The following is a 13,211-nucleotide window of genomic DNA, read 5'->3' as shown; positions in this document are numbered from 1 at the left end:
CGTTACTCAGTATGAAACTAAAAGTCCTTTATTTAGAAAGAAAAGCCAGAAAAAATCGTGTAGCTTACCCTTGCATCTTTTTCGCTTGTACGGTTTTCTACGGATAGGTGCAAGATATCAGTTAAGCGATCGCACGAAACAGTATCGTCCGCCCACCCGCATTCTGGACAATCCCAGTGTATTCTAGCCGTATAATCGCGCTGGAATTCATAGCCGCAATGAGGACATTTACCAGTAAAGATTGGGTGAGTGTCCAGTAATTCTAATTGCTGCTCTGGTGTCCACCGCTGTCGAGGTTGCGCAATCAATTCGCCGGCGTAACAATCAAAACGAACCAGCATCAAAACCACAGGCAGCAACTTCTGCTCAGAATGCAAAAAGCTGCAAAGAACTAGCAGCACAAGGAATCCAAAATATTAGCGTAGCTCAGAATCCCTGGGCGGCAAGGTTCGACCGGGACAATGATGGTATTGCTTGCGAGAGTTAAGCGACTTCAGCCTGATAATCTGAGTTCCCAAACACTGAACACGCGCGAATCACATGACGCTTACATAGAAAAAGCCCTTAGTTTTTAAGCAGAAGCATAGATTTTTTAAATACAATGTCTTCGTTGTTTTGTTAGGTGGTAGGCGATCGCTTCATCACTTTTTAATGGATTGCCTTGAATGCGATCGCACTTGGGAGTATGGGCATCTGTGGACAGCATAAAATTCCCTTTCTATACTGAACATTGGGTATAGAAAAGGGGTGGGTTAATCTTAGACAAAGTTCACGCTTAGAAAACCTTCAATTAGGTTTGCGGCATGGCAGTGTTTTATACAATAACCATCTCTTGCCAATCTAATCAACCCGCCAAACCGCAAAGGTTGGGCAATTTTGTCCAGGTTTGATGAGGGGGGTTATGGGGATTGGGGACAGGTGGTGTGAGGGATTGAGGAGTAGGGAAGGGAAGGGCGAGGTTTTTTGTAAGTGATTATATGGAAACATTTATGTGACATTAATCACTTAAATAAAGAAAACATTGATAGTAGCATTGCGTAAGGACTTAATAGTGTTATCTCTACAAGTTATCAGGGCTTTAAGTCAAGTAAATAATTGTCCGCATCTCCCTATATTTTGTTTTTGGGAGGACATATATATATCTCTATGGAACAAACACATCCAGTTGTGTTGCTTGACATTGAACACCTAGATAGAAGTAAGTTGAGTGAAAAAAAGCTCAATGATTTACAAAATCGTTTAAGTGAAGCTCTTTTCAATAGTTCAGAGCCAATTGCTTTAGATAAACGGTTTGGTAAACCATACAGAATTACGAATGGAAGGCATCGAATTTACCTGGCTCGTGAAAAAGGTTATCAAATGGTTCCGGCAATTTTTACCGATTGGTTGTGATATCGCTAAATGTCATTACACGGGCGACTGGGGTATCTTAACAGCGTGGGGGTGCCGTGAGTAGTTCACTTTGATTTTTATCTCAAGGCATAAATAAAACTGGGTACTTATTTTTCTCTCAAGGAATTACGACAATAGGAAAAATATGTCTTCAAATAACATATTAACTAATGCACTCCAAGATAATGGTGATACAACTATAGAGCCACCAAGTTTTATAGAAATTACCAAAAAGACAGTTAGATTTGGTTCAAATATATATCAATTTCGTAATATTACTGGTTTTGGTTTAGCTGAAGCCAAGAATGGAAATGTAGTTCCAATTAAATTGATTTTAATAGGGTTTGCAGTAGGACTTTTTCTAGCTAATATTCCTGATTTCAGATTTTGGGGAATCTTCATAGCTCTAGCAGCGATTGTTGGAATTATAGTAAATAGTTCTCAACCCAAACGCTATGGGCTTCAATTAGAACTTAACTCAGGAAGAAAAAGAGTATTTATTACTAGGGATTTGGAAGGCGTGAAAAAAGTTGTTTCCGTCTTGTATAACTTCATGGAAAGTGATCAAGAAGGGAGTTTTAACTAACTCTAGTAAGTCTAAGTCACTACTGATGCTTGACCAAATTTTTGTATATTTAATAGTGGTTAGATAATCAGAAATTTGATTATTAGTTAAAGGCTGTAAGTAAATAGCTCCGTTAAGTTGCAGTTGAGCGGAGTAATTACTATATTCCTCACTCCGACTACAAACAACTAGATAAAGCGGTCTATTCTCGCTTCCTAAAAACTGATTAATTATAGAAACACAAAGTTCTTGACGTTGTGGCTCAAGTTCATCCAAACCGTCAAGCAATGGTAGTAACTGGTGATTATTTACCCACTCTTTACTAAGCTTTTTTGATACACCATACTTAGATTTCAGTTCTGCCAACAACCAATCAGTTATAGATTGTCGGTCATCTTTCCAAGAGGACAAGTTGAACAAAACGGGAACAGGACAATCAGGCTGTTCTTCTGCACGTTTGACTAGAGCTTGTGCCAGTTCTAATTGTGTGGTTGTTTTGCCTGACCCTGGCGCACCCAAAATTAACAACTTGCCTGCAACATCTACGGAATCAAAAACATCAATAATTCTGGTAGTATCAGGGATAGGTTCGGGAGGCTTTAACCCAATTTTTACTTCCGCATCCCAAAGTCGTTTTACTTGTTGAGGTTGTGATTCCTTTCCCAAGTTAATCAGTACAACATTGTGTAGAGACTGCTTCAATCGGGATGCAACTTCCTGTTTTACATCTGCTAGCAGTAATCGCTGGTTATGTTCGCGCTGTGGATTCCCTACTGGTGCTAACTGCTGCCCTAGAAAAAGATTCCAAATGTCGCCCCCTATCCGTTGGGCGTTTACCGTGTCAGCATTGATGAACCCACCACCAAATTGGGCGTTGCGTAAGTCATTGTTAGTAACCTTTTTTGGGTCTTCTGACTCTGGCATAGGGCTATCGGGCGTTCTTGGTTGTCTTGTATTATAAATGTCTCCACTTAGGAGATGGCTTTAAACTATATTTCTTAATAGACTATTTCTTCTTCAGTACTGGAGTTAAATGTTCTGGAATTCCCTCTAGCTGAATAACACTGCATCCAAGCTTGTAAGCAAATTCAACGGATTCTCCAGCGCTCAGTGCATTATAAAAGCCTGTTGCAAATTTAATCGCAGCTTTATCACCAATCTCCTTATTCATTCCAATTACGTATGGAATATGCTTAACAATGGCATTTGCTTGTACTTCTGAGTAACAAGCATTGAGGACAACACACTCAACGTTAGAAGCAAATAACTCAAACAGATTAGCCAGAGCTACGGTATCCACTAATCGCACATTTCCGGTTTCATCTTCCAGTGCCAAACCATCATCCCCTGAACCATGACCGCTAAAATGAACAATTTGCGGTTTGAAGTCCAGTAATGATTGGTAAACCTCTTGAACACGCACAGCCCAGCGTTGTTTCAGGTCAAACAGTTCCCGTTTTTTGGCTCGTTGCAATCCCGCATCAATTTCTCGTACCTCTTCACCTAATCGCAAAGGTGAGGTATTTTTCGGATTTGCTGCCAAAATTAGAATTGTTTTGACAGGAGAATTGTTATCTTCCGTTCGTGCAACTTGGTTGTAGTTGGTAATATCACCACCTATTTGATGAGCATTTACTGTCTCAGCGTCTACAAGACCACCACCGAATTGAGCGCCTTGTAAATTAAAGTTAGATTGTTTTCTAGGCATAGTATCTCCTTGGTTATTATAAGTTTCCGCATAAAAGCTAGGCTGTTGTAGCGCGGTCACTATCATACTTTCTAAAGAGCGAATTCTATTATCTTTCTCTGCTAAAATTAACTGAATTTCATGTTCTGGCAAGCCTTTTAGCTGATTATATGTAGCAAAATATCTAGCGCTTAACTCGGATTTATCTACCTCAGGTGCAGTTTTAGCACGAAGTAAAAACTTATCTCTACCCCGTTTTTCCATAGCCACAATTTCTAATTCAGCATCAGGATGATTCTCAGCTAATTGCTTGAATGAAATTGCGATCGCCCTTGGGTCAACACCTTGGTTGTGGTAAAGGTCTAGGGTGTCAACAATGGGTTTGATAAAATCACCAAACTCGCCATCTGCAAAGACCTCCTCATTGTTATCGGGTTTGCGAAGTGGGTCGAGATTATCTTTGGTAGGTAAGCGCATATAAACATATTCACACCTCACCCCGTGGAATTTAGTATGACTTGTAATATTCCAATCTTCTATGATGGCTCCGGTGAGAGTAGCACCTGTAAAATCGGTTCTGTCTAACTGCGTTTGTACTAACTTTGCTCTGGATAAATCTGCGTCTTGTAAATTGGCTTCACTTAAATCTGCACCAAAAAAACTTGCATCTACCAAATTGGCTCCTTGAAAATTGACTCCTCGCAAATCCTCACGGTCAAAATTCTTGTCTTGCCCCTGACCTGTGACCAGAACTTGACACACTTTGGCTTTTTGCAGGTAAGTTGTACCAGGGCGAACACGGTCAAGTTTCTTGGTTTTGTGGAAGCAAGTACGAGTCAAAGTAGCTTTTCTAAAGTCTGTGCTTTTAAGGGTAGCTCCCGTAAAATCAGCATCAGTTAAATCAGAAGAGCGAAAACTTGTACCTTTAAAAGCAGCAAAAGCAACAGCAATGTTGCGGATGAAAGCGTGCTTTGGGTCTCCCTTCAATGCACACCAACTGATATAAATGCTTAATAATACTACGGCTCCGACTACGGCTCCGACTACGGCTCCGGCTCCGGCTCCGGCTAAGACTCCGGCGAAGGCGAAAGCGAAGGCGAAGGCTCCGGCTAAGACTCCGGTTACGGCGAAGGCTCCGCTGAAGACTCCGGTTCCGGTTACGGCGAAGGCTACGGCTCCTAAAGCTGCCTGTATTCCTTGACAAATTGTAAAAATAAAGACGAAAATAACTGTAATTATACTAGCTAAATTGATTATTTGATTATCTAAGCTAGAGCTTCTAAATATTAGCACCATCTGGTAACCAACATGAGCAGATAAGAATCCTGACATCGCTGCCAAGATCCAAGAAACAGCCACTAAGAACGCCGCCCACCGCTTTTGCAATCCCGCTTTGGCATGACTGAAGTTTGCACCTCTCAGTTTTGCACCGCTAAAATCAGCGCTTTGGATATCTGCACCGTTAAATTTCGCCCCTATCAAGTCTTGATTTCTAAAGGAGCGCCCTCTGAGATTTTGACCGGAGTAGTCTGGTGGCATAGCTAGGCAAGGGAAAAGACCGTAACCAGAGTTGGCTACAAATTCTATCTTGTATTTTCCGGATTCTCGCCAATTGACCCCTTTCTGGGCAGACCCCGTGCAGATGCGATGCTCCTTTATGAGCCGCCCTGCTGCCGCGATCGCGCGCAGCGCAGTGCGGCAGCATCGGTGAGAGGTTAAGATAATTTTACTTTTGTCAATTAGAAATTATGCTGAAAAGTTAGGGGGAACACAGGTATGAAGTTAACTCTTGTACTGAACTTATGGGGCAATAATGAATCATGCGTATCAAGATTAAGCGATTGCCCAAAGGGCACTGCGCTCCGCGCAATCGCCTGCTCAAAAATTGTGTTTCCAACCCCGATTTTCAGCAATATTTTAAGTAGTGTTGCTTATTGACAAATGGTGTTCAACCTTAACCTCTCACGAATGGTGCGGGAGCAGGGTAATCGGCTTATCCACCCTTAGCAGCTAGTATGAACGTGGCATTTAAGAGCGGGGTGCTAAACACGATTACCTTCAATGTAAGTATCAGGTACTTACATCCACAGAGCTACTTATTAATACAAATAAAAGCTCCCAGAAAAACGTTAAGAGGTTACTTGGCGATTTCAAAAGTGAGCTACTACAACCTAAACAAAATCCTTATTTAATAAGACTTTTAAGCTTAATACCAATTTAATATGAAGCTGCATAGAATAGAGGAGTAGCTCCCCTCGATGAGTTTAAGTACCCATGAGCCGCCCATTCAAAATTGAGATCACACAGAGCGAAGAAGAATTGAAAAAACGGCTACAGACAGTCAGGTCAGTCAGCCACAAGGAGAAACTCCAGATGTTATGGTGGCTTAAAAGTGGTCAGGTCAGCGAGCAACAGGAAATAGGGAAACGGTTGGGCAGAGATACCTCAACGATCACAAGATGGTTGCAGAAATACCGTTTAGGAGGACTGTCAAGCTTATTAGAAATCAAAAAAGCACCAGGGGCAATTAGGAAAATGAGTGATGAGGCGATCGCGGCACTCAAACAGCAGTTGGAAACAGGCACTCGTGTTTAGCAGTTACGGTGCAATCGTCGAGTGGTTAGAAAAGGAGCATGGACAAAAGATAGAGTATGGGACGGTCTATGGATGGGTAAGATATCGATTGGGAGCGAAGCTCTTAGTTCCACGTCCCACGAGCTACAAGCAGGATGAGGAAGCAGTACAAGGGTTTAAAAAAAACTCGGTACCGTACTACTGAGCTTGGAGGCACTGCTGGCACGAGGGCAGCGCATTCGCTACCTATGCCAAGACGAAACCAGAGTGGGGATGAAAACTTTGACGGGCAAAGTGATTACCGCTCCTGGGGTCAAACCCACAGTAGAAGTGAAATGGGGACGGGAGAATTTTTGGATTTATGGTGCCATTGAACCAATGAGTGGAGATCATTTCCTACACGAGTATCCACAACTTAATGGGGACTATTTTCAGCAGTTCTTGGACTGGCTATCCCAGCAGTTAGGACAGGATTATGCAATTTTACAGATTGACCAAGCTTCTGCTCATATGACCTCAGCAATTCGTTGGCATGAGTACTTGATTCCTCTTGCGAGCGCCACCTCACTCCCCTGAACTCAACCCAATTGAGCGTATGAAGGCAGTTCCTCAAACAATCACTCAAAAATGAACTTTTCTCTTCGCTACAAGCTTTACGCGATCGCATCCAAGAACTGTTTGACCAACTTACACTTGAACAGGTGATGTCTGTCTCTTCTTATAACTTTATCCTAGAAGCCCTTTTCTATGCAGCTTCACATTAAATTGGTATAACCCGGTTTTCTGTTCCAATGATACTTGTACCCCTTTTACCACGAGAGGAAAAGTACCATCGCACCCAAGGCTCTTTGTTTGTCAAGCTAGCATTTGAGAAAAATCTGAAATTTTTATACTTGTGCGTCCGGAATGGGTAAATTCAAAGGTGATATTAAGTATGTATTTACACCAAAGACGAAATAATAAAACGCAACTAAACAAGGACAAATTATGAACACTACTTCTGTTGTGCTTAAAGAAGGTTCAAGAGGTGCAGAAGTCACCAAGCTGCAAGAAGGTTTGAAAAAACTCAATTTTTATTCAGGTATTGTTGACGGTGTTTTTGGGGCAAAAACCAAGGAAGCTGTCATCAATTTTCAAATATCACAACAATTAGTAGCCGACGGCATTTTCGGCGAGAAAACTTGGTCTAAATTAAACGCAGCACTCCAACAGAGCAATCCACGAGCCGATTTTCGAGTAATTAACGTACAAGAATTTATCTCTTCTAACCGGATCAGAGTTTCTACTCCAAAAGCAATAGCTGTACAATTGTTTAGCAAATCAGAAGAAGAAGAAGCAAGAAAGTCTGAAGACATTTCAGTTGCGTATCTTACAAGAGAAACTGCTGTCATCGTATATACCATAATAGGTTTGGGTGATGATTCAGTAGCTGGAATGCGAAATCGCATCGAATTGAAACGCAACCAAAATAAATGGGAAATTGTCTGGGTAGGTGAACAATACAAGTGTCAACCAAATCGAGGACATCAAGACTGGTCTGGCAGTCTTTGCTCGTAATCGGGTTTTTAGCCAAAGCCTTGCCTAATTTCATTGCTACTTCAGCCTCTGTAATTAGATATATGAAGTAGCATTTTATTCTCTGGCAAGATGCGTGTAATTTTCACGCTTTTGTTGCAGCGAAGTGGTCTTGCAGCATTTTGTGGATGAAGCGATAGCCGCTGCCTACACGTTGAAGGAGTAAGCGTTCGGTGCAGTAGTCGAGGAAACGGGCGTAGTTCCAAGGAATGTAACCGTTGAGGTAGAAGCTGAGGCGGTTGAAGTAGAAGATGAGGAATTGGGTGAAAGCTATAAGCCAATCGTAACCAATTAGTTCAAAAATTAGCCCCCACAATAGTCCAAAAATCAGTCCCCGAGTCAGCCCAAAAATTAGCACAAAAATTAGCACAAAAATTAGACACCAAATTAGCCTTATAATCTGCCTCAAAAACGCCCATAAAATTGCTATACCAAACAGAGCCAAAGTCGCTCTTGCAATACTGGATGGAATCTCAAAAATCATGTCTACAAGGTGACCATTGCTGTTGGATGGACTTTCAGTAGGAAACAAATTAATAATTGTTGTTAACGAATAAGACTCCACCTTTTCAGGAAAAAACTCTGTTTTCGATTCTCGTAGCATATGTTTAGCTAACCAAACAAGCCACATTCGGGTTTGTTCAGGATCAGGAGATTTCTTTTTAAGATATGCCCTACTATTAATATCTCGTGTTAACGTCCGTTCTACATAGGCATTTAGTAAATACTGAAGACGATCTGCTGTAGAAGTCAAATGCTGCCACTCTTCAATAGATATTTCTTGAAACGCTAAGACAGTAATGCTAAGTAGTAAAGGAGTTTTAACTAAAGAGAGTAGATTTAAGTCCTTACTGATAGTTGACCAAAGTTTTGTATATTTAATACTGGTTAAATAATCACGAATTTGGTTATTGGTTAAAGGCTGTAGGTAAATAGCAGCGTTAAGTTGTAATTTAGTAGCACAGCTACTATATTCTTCACTCCGACTACAAACGACTAGATGAAGCGGTCTAATTTCGCCTGCTAGAAACTGATTAATTGTACGAACACAAAGTTCTTGACATTCTGGCTTAAGTTCATCTAAACCATCTAGCAATGGTAGTAATTGGTGATTATTTACCCACTCTTGACCAAGCTTTTTTGAGATACCGTATTTAGATTTGAGTTCAGCCAGTAACCAATCCGTTAAAGATTGGCGGTCATCTTCCGCTTTCCATGAAGACAAGTTAAATGAAGACAAGTTAAATGAAGACAAGTTAAATAAAACGGGAACGGGATAATCAGGCTGTTCTTCTGCACGTTTGACCAAAGCTTGAGCCAGTTCTAATTGTGTAGTTGTTTTGCCTGACCCAGGCTCACCCAAAATTAACAACTTGCCTTTAATTTCTTCGGAATCAAAAACATCAATAATTCTGGTAGTATCAGGGATAGGTTCGGGAGGTTTTAACCCAATTTTTACTTCAGCATCCCAAAGGCGCTTCACTTGTTGAGGTTGTGATTCCTTTCCCAAGTTAATCAGTACAGAATTGTGTAGAGATTGCCTTAAGCGTGCTGTAACTTCTTCCTTGACTGATGCTAGTAGTATCCGTTCATTCTTTGGTCGTTCAGGGTTGCCTACAAGTGTTGTTGTCTGCCCACCTAGAATATTAAAAATATTTTGAAAAACATTACCTTGAATATAGTCGCCTTCAATCCGTTCGTTATAATTACCTCCTCCAGTATTAATATTGCGCTTCTCAGGTGGGTTCGGCTCTTCCATATTTTCGCCTAATACTAATTTTTAAACCTGCTGGTTAGCAAACTCTGCACTTAGAGGTTGTTAATTTAATTCCCTTAATCTTCTGCCTCTACTTCCTGCCAGCCTTTTATAGCACCAACAATGAAAGCACCTGCTGGGTTGTCAATAGCTTTCTCAAAAGCAGCTAAACCACCTTCCTTGATAGCACTTATTACTCGTTTTTTCAAAGTTGGGTTGCTTTCAATGCGGTTTATGACTTCTGCTGCTACTACCATTTGTTGTGATGTTGTAGTAATAGGGTAAGTTTGCTCTAATTGTTTTAGTAATAGCTGAATCTCAGCAGCAGCTTGGGCAAGACTTTGTGGTTGTCCAGCAGCGTAGTAATTACCTTGGATGTAGTCGCGTTCAATGCGCTCGTTGTAGTTACCGCCACCTGTGTTGATGGTGCGATCGCCAGTCATGGTTGTATCTCCTTGATTTTGAATTTGTGTATTGTTATCACCTTGTACTGCTTGCAATCCACCATCAATTTGGCTATCACTAACGTTTTGGTTAATTCCACCTTGATTCGGATGCATATTATGTACCTTTTCTACTTGAGTGTTTGAATAAAAGCTGGGGCGTTGTAGCGCCGTTACTACCATATTCTCTAAACTAAAAATTCTGCTATCTTTTTCTTCTATAAGAGCTTTTAACTCTTGCTGTGCTAATGCTTTATGTTGATTATAAATTTCAAAATATTCTGCACTCAGTTCAGATTTATCAGCATCTGGCGCAGTTTTAGCACGAAGTAAAAACTTATCTTCCCCTCGCACCTCCATCCCCACAATTCGTAGTCCGGCTGCTGGGTGATTCTCCGCTAACTGCTTAAAGGAAATGGCAATGGCACGGGGGTCAACGCCTTGGTTATGATAAAGGTCGAGTGTGTCAACAATGGGTTTGATAAAATCGCCAAACTCCCCATCTACAAAAACCTCCTCCCTGTTATCCGGTTTACGCAGGGGGTCAGGGTTTTCTTTTGTAGGTAATCGCATATAAACGTATTCGCACCGCACCCCATCAAATTTAGTATCACTAGTGATTCCCCAATCTTCGATATATGCCCCGGTGAGAGTAGCACCTGTAAACTCAGTTCCGTCTAACTGTGTTTGTACTAGCTTTGCTCTGGATAAATCAGCATCTTGCAAGTTAGCTTCACTTAAGTTTGCACCTACGAAACTGGCATCTACTAGGTTAGCTCCTTTAAAGTTGACACCGCGCAGGTCTTCATGGTCAAACTTCTTGTCCTGTCCCTGTCCTGTAGCTAGTACTTGACGCACAAGTGCTTTATGAAGGTAAGTTGTTCCAGGTCTTACACGGTCAAGTTTTTTGGTTTTATAGAAGCAGGTGCGAGTAAGAGTAGCTTTTCTAAAATCCGTACTTTTGAACGTGGCTTCTGTAAAGTTAGCATCAGTTAAGTCTGCGTTGTGAAAGCTTGTACCGCCAGTAGCTGCAAAAGCAACAGCGATGTTCCGAATCAAAGCGTGCTTTTCGTCTCCCTTCGTTGCTTGCCAACTGATATAGATGCTAAGTAACGTTACAGCTACGGCAAAGGCTACGGCAAAGGCTACGGCAAAGGCTCCCGCGAAGCCTTTGGCGATGAAGACGGCTACAACGAAAGCTCCGACTACGGTGAAGGCGAAAGTTCCGGCTCCGAGGAAGGCGAAAGTTCCGGCTACGGTGAAAGCTCCGGTGAAGGCGAAAGTTCCGGCTACAGCACCAGCTACGCCTCCGGCTACGATAAAGGCTCCGGTGAAGTCTCCGGGTACGGTTCTGGTTACGGCTGTGGCGAACGCGAAGGCTCCGGCTACAGCTCCGCCGAAGGCGAAGATGAAGGCGAAGGCTCCGAAACCTCTTTGTATTCCTTGGCGAATTGTGATGAAACAGAATATAGCAACGGCAATGATGGCAGTCAAACCTATTATCTGATTCGTTAAGTTGGAGCCATCAAATATTTGCGCCGCGAAATAACCAACTAGAGCTGATAAAAATCCTGATAGTGCTGACAGCAACCACGAAACAAGCACTAAGAACGTCGCCCACCGCTTTTGTAATCCTGCTTTAGTATGGCTAAAATTCGCCCCTCTCAGTTTTGCATCGCTAAAATCAGCGCCTCTAATATCTGCACCGTTAAAATTACCCCCCTCAAGGTTTTGACCTTTGAAGGAGCGCCCACGGAGATTTTGACCGGAGTAGTCTAGGGGCATAGCTAGGCAAGAAAGAATACCGTAAACACAGTTTTGCTACAAATTCTATCTTGTATTTTCCGGATTCTCGCCAATTGACCCCTTTCTGGGCAGACCCCGTGCAGATGCGATGCTCCTTTATGAGCCGCCCTGCTGCCGCGATCGCGCGCAGCGCAGTGCGGCAGCATCGGTGAGAGGTTAAGATAATTTTACTTTTGTCAATTAGAAATTATGCTGAAAAGTTAGGGGGAACACAGGTATGAAGTTAACTCTTGTACTGAACTTATGGGGCAATAATGAATCATGCGTATCAAGATTAAGCGATTGCCCAAAGGGCACTGCGCTCCGCGCAATCGCCTGCTCAAAAATTGTGTTTCCAACCCCGATTTTCAGCAATATTTTAAGTAGTGTTGCTTATTGACAAATGGTGTTCAACCTTAACCTCTCACGAATGGTGCGGGAGCAGGGTAATCGGCTTATCCACCCTTAGCAGCTAGTATGAACGTGGCATTTAAGAGCGGGGTGCTAAACACGATTACCTTCAATGTAAGTATCAGGTACTTACATCCACAGAGCTACTTATTAATACAAATAAAAGCTCCCAGAAAAACGTTAAGAGGTTACTTGGCGATTTCAAAAGTGAGCTACTACAACCTAAACAAAATCCTTATTTAATGTCGGTGGTACGATAATATTGCCGCGTCTGGAACCATTATCTTGCCACCTGTTGGGCTGTAATGCTCATTCTTCCGTTAAGCGATCGCCAAGAAATTTTCCAAAATGGAAAGATAACTTTGCCGAAACCCAAAAATCGCACCATAAGTTCGCCAAAATACTAACACCTTTTAGTCACAATTGTGATGTATTTTATACATGAGGGCAAACAGTAATTTAGGCTTAACTTGCACTGTAGGCATTAAAAGCATAACATTGCCGAGAAAAATTGGAAGTATAAGCCTGCCAAACGGCAATATTATCCTTCCACCGACATTTAATAAGACTTTTAAGCTTAACCCGGTTTTCTGTTCCAATGATACTTGTACCCCGAGCAGGGGGTTTAGGCGTTGCTCCAATTTTTATTTCGCTTTTGATATCAGGTAATACTAACCCACGATGAAGGTCAACGGAAACGGACAAGGGAAAATCTTAACCCCGGAAGAATTACGGCTGTTATTTACTGATGGATTGACCAACCCACGCGATCGCGCTCTATTTGCCATCTGCTTATTCACTGGTTGTCGAGTGTCCGAAGCGCTGGGACTCAACACCACGGACATCAAAAGCGGAACGTTAACTTTTAGGAAGTCTACCACCAAAGGGAAGCTGAAAACCCGCATTGTGGATATTCAGCCCGGATTAGCTGCTTTTTTGGCGGAGCATCAACCAAAACCTGACGCATTGGGCGTAAAGCTAGAGAAGCTGTCACCTTGTGCCATATGCCTGAAACCCTTTTAG

13 protein-coding genes are annotated in these 13,211 nt (G+C 42.1%); 8 read left to right on the top strand and 5 right to left on the bottom strand.

What is annotated here, in order from left to right; all coding sequences use genetic code 11:
• Nucleotides 1-32: 32 nt before the first annotated feature.
• Nucleotides 33-401 carry a hypothetical protein gene (locus ACM0OZ_RS32675; RefSeq protein WP_414587045.1) on the bottom strand — a complete coding sequence of 123 codons (369 nt, stop codon included), beginning with the start codon at nt 399-401 and terminating at the stop codon, nt 33-35.
• A gap of 5 nt (nt 402-406) precedes the next feature.
• On the opposite strand from ACM0OZ_RS32675, the gene ACM0OZ_RS32670 reads away from it, so the two are divergent.
• The 3 genes from ACM0OZ_RS32670 (at nt 407) to ACM0OZ_RS32660 (ending at nt 1,978) form a co-directional block, all read left to right on the top strand.
• Nucleotides 407-487: an excalibur calcium-binding domain-containing protein gene (locus ACM0OZ_RS32670; protein ID WP_414587043.1), complete on the top strand. Its 81-nt coding sequence runs from the start codon at nt 407-409 to the stop codon at nt 485-487.
• A gap of 659 nt (nt 488-1,146) precedes the next feature.
• Complete coding sequence (locus tag ACM0OZ_RS32665; RefSeq protein ID WP_414586995.1) at nt 1,147-1,392, top strand: hypothetical protein; 246 nt, start codon at nt 1,147-1,149, stop codon at nt 1,390-1,392.
• Between the two features lie 145 nt (nt 1,393-1,537).
• On the top strand, nt 1,538-1,978 hold the full coding sequence (locus ACM0OZ_RS32660) for a DUF6232 family protein (RefSeq protein WP_414586994.1): 441 nt from the start codon (nt 1,538-1,540) through the stop codon (nt 1,976-1,978).
• Here ACM0OZ_RS32660 and ACM0OZ_RS32655 read toward each other — a convergent pair.
• Both ACM0OZ_RS32655 and ACM0OZ_RS32650 read right to left on the bottom strand, forming a co-directional pair.
• A complete protein-coding gene (locus tag ACM0OZ_RS32655) occupies nt 1,871-2,881 on the bottom strand; it encodes an NACHT domain-containing protein (protein WP_414586993.1) in 1,011 nt (336 codons plus the stop codon). The two genes, ACM0OZ_RS32660 and ACM0OZ_RS32655, sit on opposite strands and share 108 nt — an antisense overlap.
• A gap of 82 nt (nt 2,882-2,963) precedes the next feature.
• A complete protein-coding gene (locus ACM0OZ_RS32650) occupies nt 2,964-5,183 on the bottom strand; it encodes a pentapeptide repeat-containing protein (RefSeq protein WP_414586992.1) in 2,220 nt (739 codons plus the stop codon).
• A 735-nt stretch (nt 5,184-5,918) separates the two neighbouring features.
• Here ACM0OZ_RS32650 and ACM0OZ_RS32645 point away from each other — a divergent pair.
• The 4 genes from ACM0OZ_RS32645 to ACM0OZ_RS32630 all read left to right on the top strand — a co-directional run bounded on the left by ACM0OZ_RS32645 (nt 5,919) and on the right by ACM0OZ_RS32630 (nt 7,775).
• Nucleotides 5,919-6,239, top strand: a complete 321-nt coding sequence (locus ACM0OZ_RS32645) for a helix-turn-helix domain-containing protein (protein ID WP_414586991.1) — start codon at nt 5,919-5,921, stop codon at nt 6,237-6,239.
• Nucleotides 6,232-6,423, top strand: coding sequence for a helix-turn-helix domain-containing protein (locus tag ACM0OZ_RS32640; RefSeq protein ID WP_414586990.1), 192 nt, complete (start codon nt 6,232-6,234; stop codon nt 6,421-6,423). The genes ACM0OZ_RS32645 and ACM0OZ_RS32640 overlap by 8 nt, the downstream gene beginning before the upstream one ends.
• 68 nt (nt 6,424-6,491) lie before the next feature.
• A complete protein-coding gene (locus ACM0OZ_RS32635; protein WP_414586989.1) occupies nt 6,492-6,794 on the top strand; it encodes a hypothetical protein in 303 nt (100 codons plus the stop codon).
• A 411-nt stretch (nt 6,795-7,205) separates the two neighbouring features.
• Nucleotides 7,206-7,775 (top strand): peptidoglycan-binding domain-containing protein, encoded by a 570-nt coding sequence (locus tag ACM0OZ_RS32630; protein WP_414586988.1) that lies wholly within the window; start codon nt 7,206-7,208, stop codon nt 7,773-7,775.
• A gap of 103 nt (nt 7,776-7,878) precedes the next feature.
• Here ACM0OZ_RS32630 and ACM0OZ_RS32625 read toward each other — a convergent pair whose 3' ends face one another.
• Entirely contained in the window at nt 7,879-9,552 is a 1,674-nt protein-coding gene (locus ACM0OZ_RS32625) for an NACHT domain-containing protein (protein ID WP_414586987.1), read from the bottom strand.
• A 74-nt stretch (nt 9,553-9,626) separates the two neighbouring features.
• Nucleotides 9,627-11,777, bottom strand: coding sequence for a pentapeptide repeat-containing protein (locus ACM0OZ_RS32620; protein WP_414586986.1), 2,151 nt, complete (start codon nt 11,775-11,777; stop codon nt 9,627-9,629).
• 1,092 nt (nt 11,778-12,869) lie between these two features.
• On the opposite strand from ACM0OZ_RS32620, the gene ACM0OZ_RS32615 reads away from it, so the two are divergent.
• Nucleotides 12,870-13,211: a hypothetical protein gene (locus ACM0OZ_RS32615; protein ID WP_414586985.1), complete on the top strand. Its 342-nt coding sequence runs from the start codon at nt 12,870-12,872 to the stop codon at nt 13,209-13,211.

The sequence above is a fragment of the Scytonema sp. PCC 10023 genome (genome assembly GCF_963920835.1).
Lineage (GTDB): Bacteria > Cyanobacteriota > Cyanobacteriia > Cyanobacteriales > Nostocaceae > Kalymmatonema.
Note: the sequence above shows the minus strand (reverse complement) of the source record. Positions and strands in the feature narration are given on the sequence as shown.

What these genes read in the sequence shown, in the direction of transcription:
- ACM0OZ_RS32665 (WP_414586995.1), top strand. Translation starts at nt 1,147, where the DNA reads ATGGAACAAACACATCCAGTTGTGTTGCTTGACATTGAACACCTAGAT.
- ACM0OZ_RS32645 (WP_414586991.1), top strand. Translation starts at nt 5,919, where the DNA reads ATGAGCCGCCCATTCAAAATTGAGATCACACAGAGCGAAGAAGAATTG.
- ACM0OZ_RS32625 (WP_414586987.1), bottom strand. Translation starts at nt 9,552, where the DNA reads ATGGAAGAGCCGAACCCACCTGAGAAGCGCAATATTAATACTGGAGGA.
- ACM0OZ_RS32650 (WP_414586992.1), bottom strand. Translation starts at nt 5,183, where the DNA reads ATGCCACCAGACTACTCCGGTCAAAATCTCAGAGGGCGCTCCTTTAGA.
- ACM0OZ_RS32620 (WP_414586986.1), bottom strand. Translation starts at nt 11,777, where the DNA reads ATGCCCCTAGACTACTCCGGTCAAAATCTCCGTGGGCGCTCCTTCAAA.
- ACM0OZ_RS32635 (WP_414586989.1), top strand. Translation starts at nt 6,492, where the DNA reads ATGAAAACTTTGACGGGCAAAGTGATTACCGCTCCTGGGGTCAAACCC.
- ACM0OZ_RS32660 (WP_414586994.1), top strand. Translation starts at nt 1,538, where the DNA reads ATGTCTTCAAATAACATATTAACTAATGCACTCCAAGATAATGGTGAT.
- ACM0OZ_RS32630 (WP_414586988.1), top strand. Translation starts at nt 7,206, where the DNA reads ATGAACACTACTTCTGTTGTGCTTAAAGAAGGTTCAAGAGGTGCAGAA.
- ACM0OZ_RS32615 (WP_414586985.1), top strand. Translation starts at nt 12,870, where the DNA reads ATGAAGGTCAACGGAAACGGACAAGGGAAAATCTTAACCCCGGAAGAA.
- ACM0OZ_RS32655 (WP_414586993.1), bottom strand. Translation starts at nt 2,881, where the DNA reads ATGCCAGAGTCAGAAGACCCAAAAAAGGTTACTAACAATGACTTACGC.